Origin of the sequence: Vibrio sp. V08_P9A1T1, from assembly GCF_963874405.1 — a bacterium.
Taxonomy (GTDB): Bacteria; Pseudomonadota; Gammaproteobacteria; order Enterobacterales; family Vibrionaceae; genus Vibrio; species Vibrio anguillarum.
On sequence record NZ_CAWNIB010000293.1, the window covers coordinates 1 to 15968 of the forward strand.

Annotated in this window: 12 protein-coding genes; 5 read left to right on the forward strand and 7 right to left on the reverse strand. The window is 47.6% G+C overall.

Going from position 1 to position 15968, the window contains the following annotated elements; translation table 11 throughout:
• Positions 1-22 precede the first annotated feature (22 nt).
• From AACT21_RS14805 to AACT21_RS14815, 3 genes are all read right to left on the reverse strand, one after another.
• Positions 23-1780 carry a chromosome partitioning protein ParA gene (locus AACT21_RS14805; protein ID WP_094164132.1) on the reverse strand — a complete coding sequence of 586 codons (1758 nt, stop codon included), beginning with the start codon at positions 1778-1780 and terminating at the stop codon, positions 23-25.
• Positions 1781-1972: 192 nt separating this feature from the next.
• Positions 1973-3328, reverse strand: a complete 1356-nt coding sequence (gene gorA / locus AACT21_RS14810; protein WP_176430205.1) for a glutathione-disulfide reductase — start codon at positions 3326-3328, stop codon at positions 1973-1975.
• Between the two features lie 110 nt (positions 3329-3438).
• The gene (locus AACT21_RS14815) at positions 3439-4278 is read right to left on the reverse strand and encodes a 23S rRNA (adenine(2030)-N(6))-methyltransferase RlmJ (RefSeq protein WP_013855685.1); all 840 of its coding nucleotides are present in this window, start codon (positions 4276-4278) and stop codon (positions 3439-3441) included.
• 205 nt (positions 4279-4483) lie between these two features.
• On the opposite strand from AACT21_RS14815, the gene prlC reads away from it, so the two are divergent.
• The gene (gene prlC / locus AACT21_RS14820) at positions 4484-6526 is read left to right on the forward strand and encodes an oligopeptidase A (protein ID WP_094164134.1); all 2043 of its coding nucleotides are present in this window, start codon (positions 4484-4486) and stop codon (positions 6524-6526) included.
• 156 nt (positions 6527-6682) lie between these two features.
• A complete protein-coding gene (uvrD, locus tag AACT21_RS14825; protein ID WP_094164135.1) occupies positions 6683-8857 on the forward strand; it encodes a DNA helicase II in 2175 nt (724 codons plus the stop codon).
• Positions 8858-9640: 783 nt separating this feature from the next.
• Here the strand turns inward: uvrD and AACT21_RS14830 are convergent.
• The 3 genes from AACT21_RS14830 to rarD form a co-directional block, all read right to left on the reverse strand.
• Positions 9641-10300, reverse strand: coding sequence for a LysE family translocator (locus AACT21_RS14830; RefSeq protein ID WP_069212055.1), 660 nt, complete (start codon positions 10298-10300; stop codon positions 9641-9643).
• A 73-nt stretch (positions 10301-10373) separates the two neighbouring features.
• Complete coding sequence (locus tag AACT21_RS14835) at positions 10374-11180, reverse strand: AraC family transcriptional regulator (RefSeq protein ID WP_026028188.1); 807 nt, start codon at positions 11178-11180, stop codon at positions 10374-10376.
• Positions 11181-11300: 120 nt separating this feature from the next.
• Positions 11301-12218, reverse strand: a complete 918-nt coding sequence (gene rarD / locus AACT21_RS14840) for an EamA family transporter RarD (RefSeq protein ID WP_013855691.1) — start codon at positions 12216-12218, stop codon at positions 11301-11303.
• 251 nt (positions 12219-12469) lie between these two features.
• Between rarD and recQ the strand changes: the two genes are divergently transcribed.
• The 3 genes from recQ to AACT21_RS14855 all read left to right on the forward strand — a co-directional run bounded on the left by recQ (position 12470) and on the right by AACT21_RS14855 (position 15056).
• Positions 12470-14308, forward strand: coding sequence for an ATP-dependent DNA helicase RecQ (gene recQ, locus AACT21_RS14845; RefSeq protein ID WP_094164136.1), 1839 nt, complete (start codon positions 12470-12472; stop codon positions 14306-14308).
• Entirely contained in the window at positions 14301-14603 is a 303-nt protein-coding gene (locus AACT21_RS14850; protein WP_094164137.1) for a DUF3630 family protein, read from the forward strand. The genes recQ and AACT21_RS14850 overlap by 8 nt, the downstream gene beginning before the upstream one ends.
• A gap of 90 nt (positions 14604-14693) precedes the next feature.
• Positions 14694-15056: a hypothetical protein gene (locus AACT21_RS14855; protein WP_017043038.1), complete on the forward strand. Its 363-nt coding sequence runs from the start codon at positions 14694-14696 to the stop codon at positions 15054-15056.
• 5 nt (positions 15057-15061) lie between these two features.
• Here the strand turns inward: AACT21_RS14855 and AACT21_RS14860 are convergent, their stop codons facing one another.
• Positions 15062-15910: a MurR/RpiR family transcriptional regulator gene (locus tag AACT21_RS14860; RefSeq protein ID WP_094164138.1), complete on the reverse strand. Its 849-nt coding sequence runs from the start codon at positions 15908-15910 to the stop codon at positions 15062-15064.
• Positions 15911-15968: the final 58 nt, after the last annotated feature.

Below are 15968 nucleotides of genomic sequence, written 5' to 3' on the forward strand. Positions count from 1 at the left end.
GATCTACTTCTAATAAACACTATTACTTGATTTTTCTGAGTGTCTGAGTATGCACTTTATCGCCATCACGATTTAGAGTGTCACGTACTAATACGCCGCGATCCCAGTTTGTGCCAGCTGGAATGTAGCTAAAGCGGTTGATCTTAAAGTTATCTACCGTGTCGCCTTCATCACGGTCATTCCAACGGATGGTGGTGTTGAGCTGATCCAATGTTGCTTTTGACGCGCCCACTGCCTTGGTGGTAAACCACCAGTAATCCATATTCGCGAGCTCTTGGTAGCTAACGGTTTCATTCAAATCAGCAAGAGAGCAACCACTACCATTGCCATTGAGCTCTTTACCCGTCGTGGTTAAACCCTTGGCATCGAAGGTATAAGTCGCTACGGCTACTTCAGAACAGCCTGGTTGAGTCATCACTGAGCGCCAAGTACCGATAAAGTCCACATAGCGATCTTGGCCCACTGCTTCAACAGGGTAGATGAAGTTGATCGCTTCCTCGACTCGGCCTATATACTCCCCATTGAGGTATTCTTTACTGCGCGTTTGTACATACACATCCGTGATCGGGTCATAACTGCCTGAAATGGTCTCTTTTTGCATTTGTGAGCCATCTTGTGCATCGGAGTCATCACGTGTAACCACTTCAAACTTGGTTAGCGTTTGCTCACTACAGCTAGCGTCTGCCATACAGGCATAAGCGCCGCCCATTTCTTTCATTTCTGCCCAAGACCAAGTCTTGTCTACAGTTGATACTTCTACGGGATCGGTAACAGATAGTTGATAATGGCCATTTCCTGATGCTATATCGTTGAGCTCTGGAGCAACAGCGATCTCGGTATCATTACATAGCGGCTTCTTGTTATCTTCGCTCCCAGACCAAGAGAATGTTCCGTTCTCTTTCACACAAGTGAGGTATTGGGCAGCAAAAGCACCTGAAATTCCACTATCGTTTGAACCTTTGTGTACTAACAGGTGATTATTCGCTGCAGTAAATGTGGTTGCGGCTAAACCGACCGTCTTAGTAAATACTTCATCACCTAAAGTACGATCTGCATGAATCACCCATTGAAACTCACTACCTGCTGTATTTCTAACGCGTTGATCCGCTGAGCGTTCAACAAATGCCCAATTCGAGCCTTTTGACCAGTGGGTCAGTTTGTCAGTAGAACCGCGCTTGAGTTCGCTCAGTGATTCGCCTAAATGCTGTTGTGCTTTTTCTGCACTGACTAGTGCTCCAGTTTTTCCTAGTAGCCCAAGCAAAGTTGCTGAGGAATTATCGATATCGTCCAACGTGATACGTTTCAGTGCGGAAACCATAGCGGCATCTGGAGATTTGATCGCATCTGGGATCACGATCAATTGATCATTGGCATTGTCATTAATGGTCAGCAGGAGTCGGGCTAGGTTAACTGAACGTTGGAAAGTGCCCGCTGCTTCAAATGGCGTGGTGATGTGGCGTGATGACACATTACCAATCACTAAACCGTCGACATCACCATTATTAATTTTGCCACCAAGAATAAAGGTGATATTCGCAGTCTTAGTATCAATATCGTATTGGCCATCGGCATTGGTAAAGTCTTGTTTTTCACCAGAGATATAGTAAAGACCTTCAATGGTGGCATCGATAAATTTCCCTTGTGCAGGAATCGCAATCACTGGTTTTTCTGCTTTTTGAGCTGTGTTACTGTTGGTGTTACTACTGGATGATGAGTCATCACCACCACAGCCTACTAACGCAGTAGCCACTGCCATTGCGATTAAACTTAGTCTTTTCATCTTAAATCTCATTGTTATTGTGATATTGGTTCTGTTTCTATGCAACTTTGCTGGCGAATTCTACTGTCTTATTTGTGGGATTTATATAAAATGACAGACTGTTTGATTGTTTTGCATTCAATATATTGATTTAAAACAAAAAAGGTCGACATGTGTCGACCTTTTTTTGTAGATAAATTGACTTGGTGGTGACTATCGCATAGTAACAAACTCTTCACTACCCGTTGGGTGTATTGCCACAACTGAATCAAAATCGACCTTGGTTGCGCCCATTTTCATGGCTACGCCAAAGCCTTGAATCATTTCATCAACCGCAAAACCGATGCCGTGTAGGCCAACAACGGTTTCTTCAGGGCCAGCGCATACTAGTTTCATTTTGCATGGTTGACGGTGAGAGGTGACGGCGGTGTACATGGCCGTGAAGCTAGAGGTATATACTTTGACATTCTCTTCGCCATATTGCGCTTGGGCTTCTTGCGTGGTGAGGCCAATTGTGCCGATTGGCGGATGGCTAAAGACCACGGTCGGGACTAGTTTGTAATCCATCTTCGCATCGGTTTTGCCATTAAACAGGCGCTCTGAAAGTTGACGGCCTGCTTTGACGGCAACAGGTGTGAGCTCGATACCGCCTTCCATAATATCGCCGACACAGTAGATGCCCGCGACGTTGGTTCGCTGGTACTCATCAACCTTAATATAGCCTTGTGCATTGGTTGCCACACCCGTTGCTGCTAGGTTTATCGCATCGGTTGCTGGGTGGCGGCCAATTGCCCAAATGAGCGTATCAACGTTTTGGCTTTGGCCATTTTCAAGGTGTAGAGTCAGGCTGCCATCGGCTTCTTTGATCACTTCTTTTGGCACTGAATGAGTATGTAATGTTGGGCCTTCCGCCGCCATGACTTCAGTGAGTGTTTCGATGATCATGGGATCAAAGCTGCGCAGTGGTGATTCTTTGCGCACGTAAAGGTGCGTTTCAGTGCCGAGTGCGTTGAGTACGCCCGCGATTTCAACCGCAATATAACCTGCGCCCACAACCGCGACGCGTTTAGGCTGTTCGGTCAAGTCAAAGAAACCATTGGAATCAATGCCGTATTGTGCCCCTGGAATCGCCGGAATCGTTGGGCGTCCGCCAACGGCAATCAGAATATGGTCTGCTGTGTAGTGTTCACCGTTTACTTCTACGGTTTTTGCATCAACGAAGCGTGCAAAACCGCGGATCACTTCCACTTTATTATTGCCCAATACGCGGTCGTATGATTGATGAATACGGCCAATATACGCTTGGCGGCTCTCAATCAGTTTTGACCAATCCAATCCTTTGACATCGACATCGAAGCCGTAATCTTTGGCATAAAGGTGCATTGCTTCAGCAATTTGCGCGCCATGCCACATCACTTTTTTCGGAACACAACCGACGTTGACACAAGTGCCGCCAAGGTCTTTGGCTTCAATCAGTGCGACTTTCGCACCATACATTGCCGCGCGGTTCGCTGAAGCGATACCACCAGAGCCACCACCGATACAGATATAATCAAAATGCGTTGTCATTACTTTCTCCATTATTCTTTTTTCATCCTGTTTGACCTTGGTTTTGTACGGTGTTGGCAACCATAGCAAGGCGAAAAAGGTTCTCTACTTCTTTGATAGATTGGGTCAGTTTATTCTGGTACAACCCATTCGACTTTAAAATGACCGGTTACCGGGGCAATCGCTTGCTGAAGAAACGGTAAAATTTCCTGCATTTGCCCTTCCAGTGTCCACGGTGGGTTAATCACTATCATGCCTGAAGCGGTCATGCCACGTTCATGGGTGTCTGGCGACACGCCCAATTCAATTTGTAAGATTTTGCGAATACCGAGGCTTGCCAGCCCTTCAAGCAAGTCATCAATGGTGTCGCGATTCACTACGGGATACCAAATGGCGTAGATACCCGTCGCCCAGCGCTTATAACTTTGGGCAATGGCTCTTACGACATCGCTGTACTCTTTGGCCAATTCGTAAGGGGGATCGATCAACACTAAGCCGCGACGCTCTTTCGGTGGCAGGCTACCGATTAAGCGTTGGAAACCATCTTCTTTGTAAATCGATACCTGACGATCTCGGTGGAACTCTTGCTCGAGCAAAGGGTAATCGCTCGGATGCAATTCAGTGAGCACCATACGATCCTGTGCGCGTAGATGAGCACGCGCCACACGTGGTGAGCCGGGGTAGTAGCGTAACTCTTCGCTTTCATTGAGAGCTTTTACTGCCTCAAGGTAGCTTTGAATGGCGGGTGGCGTTACATTTTGTTGCCAAATACGAGCAATCCCTTGTTTATATTCACCGGTTTTTTCTGACCATTCATGGGTCAAGTCATAACGGCCCACGCCAGAGTGGGTGTCATGATAAACAAAAGGCTTCTCTTTTTGCTGTAATGCATTGAGGATAAGGCTTTGTACAATATGCTTTAATACATCCGCGTGGTTGCCCGCGTGAAAACTGTGGCGATAACTTAGCAAAATAGGCTCTCAAAACACCCCAAATGGAGTGTGTTTCATCAATCAAACGTATTGGCTGATTATACGCCACTATTGAAAATTGCTGAACCTACCTATATTTACTATTTCAGATAAACAAAATCGACGGTTGCCGTGAAACAATCAGTGACTGTTGCAGAGAAATGCATCAACGTGCAGGCGCGTCTTAACTTAAAAGGAATGTTTTATGTCTAATCCACTTCTCACTTTCACGGATTTACCGCCGTTTTCCGCCATTAAGCCAGAGCATGTGAAGCCTGCGGTTGAGAAAGCGATAGAAGATTGCCGCACCGAAATTGAAAAACGCCTTGCTGGAAATAGCACCCCAACGTGGGAAAACTTGATTGCACCCATTGAAGAGGTGGATGATCGCTTAAGCCGCATTTGGTCGCCAGTGAGCCACCTTAATTCCGTGCTCAATAGCGATGAACTGCGTGATGCGTACGAAAGCTGTTTGCCGCTGCTGTCTGAATATGGCACTTGGGTTGGGCAACATAAAGGCCTGTTTGAAGCCTATAAGAGCATGAAAGCCAGCGATACTTTTTCCTCGCTCTCCCAAGCGCAGCAAAAAACCATCAATGATGCACTGCGTGATTTTGAGCTATCGGGTATCGGCTTGCCATTGGCAGAGCAAAAACGGTACGGCGAGATCAGTAAACGTCAATCTGAGTTGGGTTCTAAGTTCTCTAACAATGTACTGGATGCTACGATGGGCTGGACCAAGCACATTACCGACGCCAATCAATTAGCGGGCATGCCAGAATCGGCGTTAGCAGCTGCACAAGCGGCGGCGCAAGCCAAAGAGCTCGATGGTTATTTATTAACGCTCGACATTCCTTCTTATCTGCCAGTGATGACTTATTGTGATAACCAAGCTCTGCGCAAAGAGCTCTATGAAGCGTATGTCACGCGTGCCTCGGATCGCGGGCCAAATGCGGGCAAGTGGGATAACAGCGAAATCATCGCTGAGAAGCTCAAACTGCGTCATGAAATAGCTCGTATGCTCGGCTTTAATACCTACAGTGAAAAATCACTGGCGACTAAAATGGCGCAAACGCCCGATCAAGTGTTAGGGTTTTTAAATGATTTAGCCACTAAAGTGAAACCGCAAGGTGAGCGTGAAGTAGAAGAGTTGCGTCAATTTGCGCAGCAAGAGTTTGGCGTGACCACGCTAGAGTTGTGGGATATCGCTTACTACAGCGAAAAACAGAAACAGCACTTGTTTGATATTTCAGATGAAGAGCTGCGCCCTTATTTCCCAGAGTCGAAAGTGGTGAGCGGCCTATTTGAAGTACTCAACCGCGTATTTGGCATGAGCGTCAAAGAGCGCTCTGGGGTTGATACTTGGCATCCATCGGTGCGTTTTTTCGATATTTTTGATGCGAAAGGAGCACTGCGTGGCAGCTTCTATCTTGACCTGTATGCACGCGAACATAAGCGTGGCGGCGCGTGGATGGATGATTGCCGTGGCCGCCGTATCACTCAAAATGGCGAGCTACAAACACCAGTGGCTTATTTGACCTGTAACTTTAATCGCCCAATCGGTGATAAACCTGCGTTATTTACTCATGATGAAGTGGTCACTTTGTTCCATGAGTTTGGACACGGGATCCACCACATGTTGACTCAAGTTGAAGTGGGTGCGGTATCTGGCATCAACGGTGTACCGTGGGATGCGGTTGAACTGCCCAGTCAGTTCCTTGAAAACTGGTGCTGGGAAGAAGAGGCGTTAGCGTTTATTTCAGGTCATTACGAAACGGGTGAACCGCTACCGAAAGAAATGCTCGATAAAATGCTCGCGGCGAAAAACTTCCAGTCAGCGATGTTTATTTTGCGCCAACTTGAATTTGGTTTGTTCGATTTCACCTTGCACACCACTTACGATCCCGAAGTAGGCCCGCAAGTGTTGGAAACTCTCGCCCAAGTGAAAAAGAAAGTGGCCGTGTTACCAAGCCTTGAATGGAACCGCTTCTCACACAGCTTTAGCCACATCTTTGCTGGCGGTTACAGCGCAGGTTACTACAGCTACTTATGGGCAGAAGTGCTTTCGGCGGATGCGTTTTCTCGCTTTGAGGAAGAGGGGATTTTTAACCCACAGACTGGGCAAAGTTTCTTGAATAACATCCTTGAAATGGGTGGTAGTGAAGAGCCGATGGAGCTATTTAAACGCTTTAGAGGCCGCGAGCCGCAAATTGATGCGTTGTTGCGTCATGCGGGGATCGCCGCGTAGTCACACGCTTGAAAGGCGATGAAGCTCGAATTAGCCCACCTTTGCGGTGGGCTTTTCATTTTTGAATGCCCAGAAAAATGTGATAGAGACGAGCATCTTGCCGCGATTTGAGGTTATAATCTGGGCAATTATGTATAAATAACCAGTAGCTTAGCCATGATGGATCCTTCTCTCTTACTCGACGGTCTCAACGATAAACAGCGCGAAGCGGTTGCCGCGCCTTTAGAAAACTTGCTGGTGCTTGCCGGAGCGGGGAGTGGTAAAACCCGAGTATTGGTGCATCGCATTGCTTGGCTTATCTCGGTTGAAAACGCCTCGCCTTTTTCAGTCATGTCGGTGACTTTTACCAACAAAGCGGCGGCGGAAATGCGTGGCCGAATTGAAGAGTTGATGATGGGCAGCGCATCGGGCATGTGGAATGGTACCTTCCACGGTATTTGCCACCGTATTTTACGCGCTCACTATCTTGACGCTCGCCTGCCTGAGGATTTTCAGATCCTCGATTCTGAAGATCAACTGCGTTTGCTGCGTCGCTTAATCAAAGCACAAAACCTAGATGAGAAGCAGTGGCCTACGCGCCAGGTGTGCTGGTGGATTAACGGTAAAAAAGATGAAGGTCTTCGTCCGAAGCACATCGATGCATACCGCGATCCCGTGACTCAAACCTATTTGCAGCTTTATTCCGCGTACCAAGAGGCGTGCGATCGCGCTGGTTTGGTTGATTTTGCCGAAATTTTGCTGCGTTGCCACGAGATGTTGCGTGATAAGCAGCACATTCGTGAACATTATCAAGCGCGCTTTAAACACATCTTGGTCGACGAATTTCAAGACACCAATAACATCCAATACGCGTGGCTGCGCATGATGGCTGGGCGCGATTGCCACGTGATGATCGTCGGTGATGATGATCAGTCCATTTATGGCTGGCGTGGTGCCAAAATTGAAAACCTCGAAAAATTCACGCAGGAATTTCCGAGCGTTAATACCATTCGTTTAGAGCAAAACTACCGTTCAACCAAAACCATTTTGCAAGCCTCGAACGCACTGATCGCGAACAACACCGAGCGAATGGGTAAAGAGCTCTGGACAGATGGCAGCGAAGGCGAGCCAATTTCTATCTATTCGGCCTACAACGATCTTGATGAGGCGCGTTTTACCGTCAATAAAATCAAAGAGTGGCGAGATAAAGGTGGCGCATTAGAGGATTGTGCGATGCTTTATCGCAACAACGCCCAATCTCGTGTTTTGGAAGAAGCCTTGATTCAAGCAGGCTTGCCCTATCGCATCTACGGCGGCATGCGCTTCTTCGAGCGCCAAGAGATAAAAGATGCGTTAAGTTACTTGCGTTTGATGTCTAACCGCAATGATGATTCTGCCTTTGAGCGAGTCGTAAATACGCCACCGCGTGGCTTGGGTGATAAAACGCTGGAAACCATCCGTTTTGCGGCGCGAGATCGCGGCTGTACCTTGTGGCAAGCGAGCCTTGTGTTGTTGGAAGAAAAAGTGCTCACAGGACGTGCGGCAAGCGCATTAAGCCGGTTTATTGAGCTGCTCAATGCCCTTGAAGATGATAGCGCTGAGATGCCGTTACACAGTCAAACCGACCATGTAATCAAAACCTCAGGTTTGTTTGAGATGTATCAGCTTGAAAAGGGTGAAAAGTCTAAAGCCAGAATTGAAAACTTGGAAGAGCTAGTCACCGCAACACGCCAATTTGAAAAACCAGAAGAAGCGGATGAGATGAGCATGTTGACGGCCTTTTTAACCCACGCAGCGCTGGAAGCGGGCGAAGGGCAGGCTGACGAATTTGATGATGCCGTACAGTTAATGACACTGCACAGCGCGAAAGGGTTAGAGTTCCCGTTGGTGTTTATGGTTGGCGTTGAAGAGGGCATGTTCCCCAGCCAAATGTCGGCCGAAGAAGCGGGGCGATTGGAAGAGGAGCGCCGTTTGTGTTACGTCGGAATGACGCGCGCCATGCAAAAGCTCTACATTACTTACGCTGAAATTCGCCGTTTATACGGTCAGGATAAATACCATAAGCCGTCACGCTTTATCCGTGAGCTGCCAGAAAACTGCCTTGATGAAGTGCGCATGAAAGCGCAAGTGAGCCGACCAAGCAGTGCCGGGCGTTTTAGTCAAACAGCGGTCAAAGAGAACTTTAACGAGACGGGCTTTAGCTTGGGCGCACGCGTGAAACACCCTATTTTTGGTGAAGGCACCATCATTAATTTCGAAGGTAGTGGCCCGCAAAGTCGAGTGCAAGTCGCTTTTAACGGTGAAGGCATTAAATGGCTAGTGACTGCTTATGCCAAGCTAGAGAAACTATGATCTTCCTTGTACAAAGAAAGGGTACTTTTCTTTGCTGAGATGGTTGGATTGTTCTCCTCCCTCTTTGAGGGGGAGGCCGGGAGGGGTGTTTATGGCGTTGTTTAAACCAAATACCTAACCTAGCCGTTCAAGATATGAAAGCTGGATAACTCATCTACTTATCCGATCCAAAAGAAAAACCCCGAGGGCTTGCGCCCTGCGGGGTTATAGTCTTACTTGCAGCAATCCAGCTACGAAAGTGCTCCATGCATCAAATCCATGATAGTGGCTGAATTCCGTCAGCTTAATCCGTTCTTCGCCTTCCTAGCGGTGTCCTTGGTGACTTCCTAGTCTGCTAACCATCCACGTTAGCGCGCTTCACTTGTTCCTTGAGCGGTGTCCTTTACATCATCCTGATGTTCAGTCCTTGCCTCGTCCAGAGGTGTCCATTGTCTTTCCTTAGTAGTAACCATCCTAGCTACTATTGCGTCCATTCAATGTCCAATTTGCTTTCCGTGCCGACCATTCATCCTGAGCAGTCGTCTCTTCATCCTGAAGATGACCAATCCGTGGTGCTTTCCTGTTCCGTGTCAGAATCCTTCCGACAAGGTTCATATTACCCATCTCTAATTTATCGGCAATGCTAGAGAAACGCTTTTTTCGCAAAGGGTTTCTCTAGCTGGTTGTTATTTTATTTAAAATCAATTAGTTAAGTTTTTTAGTGTTGATTTTCCTACTCAAAAAGCGATATTTGCTCACTCGTTTGTAAGAGATCTCGCACAAAAATGGGCGCGAATCGCTGCATCAATGGCTAAGGCTAAGCAGCGCTTGCAATAAAATAAGTCCACCGATGAGCGTAAAAATGATGCCACATACCGCATCAATATACACAGTGAGTGATTGCAAACGTTTTTGTAGGCGGGCGGTGGAGAGCATCCACGCCAAGGTTGAGAACCACATAAAAGAGAGCCCCCAAAGAATCAGCAAGGCGATACCTTTACCTGAAAAGGACATCCCCACAGGCACTAAACTCGACATTAAGCTGATAAAAAAGACCAAAGCTTTTGGATTAAAAATATTGGTGATAAAACCGCGGGAAAAGGCTTGGCGTTGATTTTCGATCAGCTTGTAGCGCTCATTGTTGACTCCGACAGCTTGTGGCGATCGCCAGGTGGTGTAGATGGATTTGAGTGCGCCCAAGCCTAAATAGAATAAATACCCCCCGCCGGCCAGTTGCACCATCGCAAACAGTGCGGGTTGTTGATGCACCAAATAGCTTATCCCTGTGAGGCTAAGCAATGAGTGAATGACAATGCCACATGATAACCCTAGCGCAATAAAAACTCCGGTTCTGCGACCGTAACGGGTGGCATTTTGTACCACCAGTGCCACATCTGGGCCGGGGCTTAATAATGCCATAAAATGTACGCCAGCCAATGTGGCCAATATGGAAAGTTCGTTCATGTATTCTCCTCATGTTTTACGGTGAGTATGCGTGGAGAAAACGTGCTTGCCTTGTAAATTTCTGACAGTTTGGTTAGTAAAGTGTGCGATTGATGGCGGAGGGTGGCAGGCCAAAGGTTGCTTTGAACGCCTTACTGAAATGGGCTTGATCATAAAAACCGACTTGATAGGCGACTTCAGTGCTAGAGGTGCCGGTTTTCAACAATTTCATCGCTTGCTCTAAACGTAAACGCAATAACCACGCATAAGGTGTGATGCCCGTTTGCGCCTTGAAATGGCGCTGAAACTGAGTGGGTGAAAGCTGGCAAAGCTGAGCGAGTTGCTCAAGGCGGATTGGTTGGTCGAGTTGACTGAGTACCCACTCTTTCAGGGTGGCGAGGTTGCGCTGGCCAAGCGGTTTAACCTCCGGCAGTTTCAAGTGGCTATAGCGTTCAAGTAAAGGTGTGAACCCTTGGTAGGGTAAGCAATCTTTAGCGAGTTGACTGAGCTTATCCTGCTTCATGGTGTGATGAAGTTGCAGCAGTGAGCAAAAAAGTGGCGCGTCATCGACTATTAACTGCTCAAAACCCAGCACTTGTTCAATCTGCTTGGCTTCTAAGGTTTGCTGTAGCCAAGTAGGTTCAATAGCAAACACTTGCACTTGGTAGCCAGAGCCATTGTGCGCTTGCCCATCGTGCAGCTCATCTGGCGACATCAGAACTACGCCGCCCCGTTGTACCTGATGCCAAGCGCCTTGGTGGTAGAAGCGCTGCGTTCCTTGAGTGATAAGGCCAATATGAATATCAAGATGGTAGTGGCGATCAAACGCAAACTGACGATAGTCTGCATCAATCAGACCGATCGCAGGATAGGCCGTTTGGCTGTAGCTCACTTTATCCATAGAGACCAAAATTTAGGGTTGAATAATGCAAGCTTAGCCAGCCATGTCGCCACTGTCTTGTAAAAAATGATCACAGAGCCCTCGATCGCTTTGACGAACGAGGGGAATAAACAATCCTAATTAAACGGATGCCCGTTGAGCGCGTCGCGCGGTTCGTCCTGTTTTTAAACCATCAAAACTGAACAGCAACAATGCAGCCCAAATAAAGGCAAAAGTAATGGCTTTATCACTAGAGAAGGCTTCACCGTAAACCAAGACAGCGAGCAAAAACATCAAGCTTGGGCCGATGTATTGGAAGAAACCCAGCGTTGAAAGTTTTAAACGCGTTGCTGCTCCTGTGAAACAAAGCAAAGGCAAGGTCGTGATGACGCCAGCTGCGATCAGCAGTAGGTTGAGGTTAAGCGGATTGAGCGCCATATCTGAAGTTGGCGAGCTGGCGATAAACAACAGATAAATCAACGCCGCGGGCAACATTACCAAGGTTTCGATAAACAAACCTGTTTGGGCATCAACCGCCACTTTTTTACGCAGTAAGCCATACAAGCCAAAAGTGGTCGCCAAAGCGATGGCGACCACAGGAATCGAACCAAACACAATTAACTGAATGGCCACACCAATGGTGGCTAGCGCTACCGCGACCCACTGCAGTTTGCGTAATCGCTCACCAAGAAAAAGCATGCCGAGCACCACATTGAGCAGTGGGTTAATGTAATAGCCTAAACTGGCATCTAACATATGATTAGCATTGATCGCCCAGATGAAAATTAACCAGTTCACCGCAACCAGACAAGCGGTGGTCATTAGATAGATCATCTTTGATTTATGAGTAATCACACTGCGTACACTACGCCAGTTGCGGCCAAAATGAAGTAGTGCTGCTAACAAGAAAAACGACCACACTACGCGATGAGTGAGGATCTCAAGTGCAGGAACATTGTTGATTGCTTTAAAATAGATCGGTGCGATGCCCCACATAGTGTAAGCACCAATAGCGAGTAAAACGCCTTGTCTGGAGCGTTGTTGTTCTTCTGCGGTCATGATGAATTCTCAAAGGAGTGAAGTGCTGAGCCAGCGAAACGATTCGACAGTATATACTGTTCCTCAAGTAAGTTGCAGCTTTGTTAATCAACCGCCTACTCGGGAGTTTGAGTGGCGAATAATGGCCGAGAATCAAGTGATTCGCTTTACCGCTACATTTTGCGGTTTTATTCACCATCGAACCCCACTACAATAAGACGCTTTGCGGTATAGCGGTTGCTCTACCCCTTTTGTTTACCCTTGGAAATTTCATGACCGCAACGTTAATGGCTCAACAAACCGATCCTCAACCTGAGACACCGCACAGTATTTTACAGACTGTGTTCGGTTATCAGTCGTTTCGTGTCGGCCAGCAAGAGGTGATTGACGCTTCGTTAGCGGGGCAAGATAGCTTAGTTATCATGCCAACGGGTGGGGGAAAATCGCTCTGTTATCAGATCCCTGCGTTAGTCAAAGAGGGCATCACTTTAATCATCTCGCCGCTCATTTCGTTGATGAAAGACCAAGTGGATCAGCTCAAAGCCAACGGTGTCGCGGCTGAGTGTATTAATTCAAGTATGTCACGTGAGATGCTGATGTCGGTGTATAACCGAATGAACGCGGGGCAACTGAAGCTGATTTACGCGTCGCCTGAGCGCGTTTTGATGCCCGATTTCATCGAACGCTTGCAGCAGTTGCCATTGGCGATGATTGCCGTGGATGAAGCACACTGTATTTCTCAATGGGGGCACGATTTCCGCCCTGAGTATGCGGCGTTAGGCCAACTTAAACAGCATTTTTCACACGTGCCTTTTATGGCACTGACGGCAACGGCCGATGACGCCACGCGCGTGGATATTTTGCACCGTTTGCAGTTGCAAGAACCGCATGTCTATCTGGGCAGCTTTGATCGCCCTAATATCCGCTATACCTTGGTCGAAAAGCACAAACCGGTTTCACAGGTGATCCGCTATCTTGATACGCAAAGAGGACATTGCGGCATCATTTACTGTGGCAGTCGCAAAAAAGTAGAAATGCTGACAGAGAAACTGTGCAACAACCATTTACGAGCAGCCAGTTACCATGCGGGTATGGACGCCGATGAGCGCGCTTATGTGCAAGAAGCATTTCAGCGTGATGACATTCAGATAGTGGTTGCTACCGTCGCATTTGGAATGGGGATTAATAAACCCAACGTGCGTTTTGTGGTGCATTTTGATATTCCGCGCAACATCGAATCTTACTATCAAGAGACCGGGCGCGCAGGGCGAGACGGTTTGCCAGCCGAAGCGATGATGCTCTATGATCCGGCTGACATCAGTTGGCTGCGTCGAATGTTAGATGAGAAGCCGGAAGGGCCACAAAAGCAGGTGGAAAGCCATAAGTTGGGCGCGATGAGCGCTTTTGCTGAAGCACAAACTTGTCGCCGCCAAGTGTTGCTCAATTATTTTGGTGAATATCGAGACAAACCTTGCGGCAACTGCGATATCTGCCTTGATCCACCCAAGCATTTCGATGCCACGCAAGAGGCGCAAAAAGCATTATCGTGCGTTTATCGCGTCAACCAAAGTTTCGGTATTGGTTATGTGGTGGAAGTGATGCGCGGTATGCAAAATATCCGTATTCGTGAAAATGGCCACGACAAGCTCACTACTTACGGCATTGGTCGCGATCATAGCCATGATTATTGGGTGAGTATTTTCCGTCAGTTGATCCATAAAGGGTTGTTGCAGCAAAACATTACTCGCAATTCGACCTTGCAGTTGACGGAAGAGGCGCGACCGCTGTTGCGTGGAGAAATGCCATTAGAGTTAGCTATTCCACGCTTAGACACAGCCGCTCGTGCGGCGAAATCAGATAAGTTATCCAACAAAAACTACGACAAACCACTGTTTGCCAAATTGCGTAAATTGCGTAAATCGATTGCTGATGAAGATGGCCTGCCGCCTTACGTGGTCTTTAGCGATGCGACCTTAATTGATATGGCGGAAATATTGCCCACTTCGTACGGAGAAATGTTGGCCGTTAACGGCGTTGGGCAACGCAAGCTTGAAAAATACGCCGACCCATTTTTAGACCTGATTCAGGAGCACTTAACCCACCATGGCTGAGTTCGGTTTAGCACACAATTTACAAGATGAAGGGCGACTCGTCTTGAGTACACCGCGTTTTGATGTCGATACTTTTCCTGCACTAGGCGAGCGTTTGGTCAAGCAGCTTTCGGCTACAGTGATAGAAAAACAGTGGGATGCGGACATTCACTCATGGTTGATTGATTTTGAAGGTTGCTTACTTTTTCTCAAAGCCGAGCATTACAGCGAGTCGGTTTGGCTTGAAGCACTTGCCATCAAAGAGAGCCAAGAAGAGTTGGCGTTTCTTGCGCAATTATTCGCGCGAGGTTTCTAAGCGTGTAGATCAACTCTGCATATCCGCCTTTTGGTCCTTCATTATTAAGCTGCCATTGCTTATGATGAGGCAAACATCAAGGAGGCTGGCGTGAAATTTGAATCGATTCATCAAGAAGTTATCTCCGTTGAGCGTTTTACATGGCGCTGCTTACGCTATGCAGCGATCGCTGCGTTACTGCTGTTGACTGGCCTCATCCCCGGAGTGGTGGGTTTTGTCTACCTAGCTGATCTCCCAGCGGCGCAAGCGTGGTTGAATGCGCTTTCGATGGTCAGTGGTCTCGAACTTCCCTACCCGATAATCAATCTGCATCTTGCGCCGAGCTTGCATCTCTTTTTAGCCTTTTACAGCTTATTTATCGAAACGGTCTTTTTCGTTTCATTGGCTACCCTATTTGCACCGATCATTCATCGCGTTTTTCATCGCATGCACTGCATTGAAGAGAGCGATTAGTTCCGTTAAAAGATTTGACGAATATCAGATGAAATGTCTTGGATCAATTGACGCGCCGACTCGTCTCTTTGCTGTACAAGAGTAATAAACAACAGGTCGGTTAGAACGTTCTGCGCGGTGCGAGAGGCGATGGATGAGCTGCGATGTTCACTTTCATCGGCAATCGTATCAAAAGAGAGATCGGCTAATTCACGTAATCGATTTTTCTTCGGAGAGGTGAGCGCGATAACGCTTGCTCCTTGCTGCTTGGCCGCTTCGGCGGCAATCAAAATCTCTTTTCTCTCTCCTGAAAATGAAATCACAATTTGAACATCTTGCGAACCCAGCGTGCGTGCGGTGGCGATTTGTACGTGGCTATCTTGTTCTGTGAGCGCTGTGATGCCTAATTTCAGGAGCTTAAAAGCCAAATCTTTTGCGGTGAGCGCAGAGCCGCCGATACCGATAATTTGCACGCGGTTGGCGAGGTTTATCCACTGTACCGCTTGGTTGAAGTGGGGAAATGAAAGCGCGTTGGTGGTGTGAAACATCGCCTCTGTTTTCGCTTGCACCAATTTTTGCGCGATCACCGCCAGTGGGTCGTCAGCCAGAATATTGCTGTGCAATGGCGTGGTCTGAAACGCCAATTTACGGCCAAGCTCTTCGGCCAGCGCTAACTTAAACTCACTGTAGCCCCTAAAGCCAATTTTCTGGGTAAATTTGACAATGCTCGATTGGCTGACTTTTGCGTGTTCGGCCAATGCTTGGCTGGTGGCGAGCGCGGCTTTTTCTGGATGAGCGATGATCCAATCGGCGATTTGTAATTCACTACGAGAGAGTTGAGTGCGGCGGCTGACGATTTTATGCATCACAGACATGCGCGATCCTTGTATTATTTAGAATAAATTATTCCAAATTTAAAATAACGAAAATTAG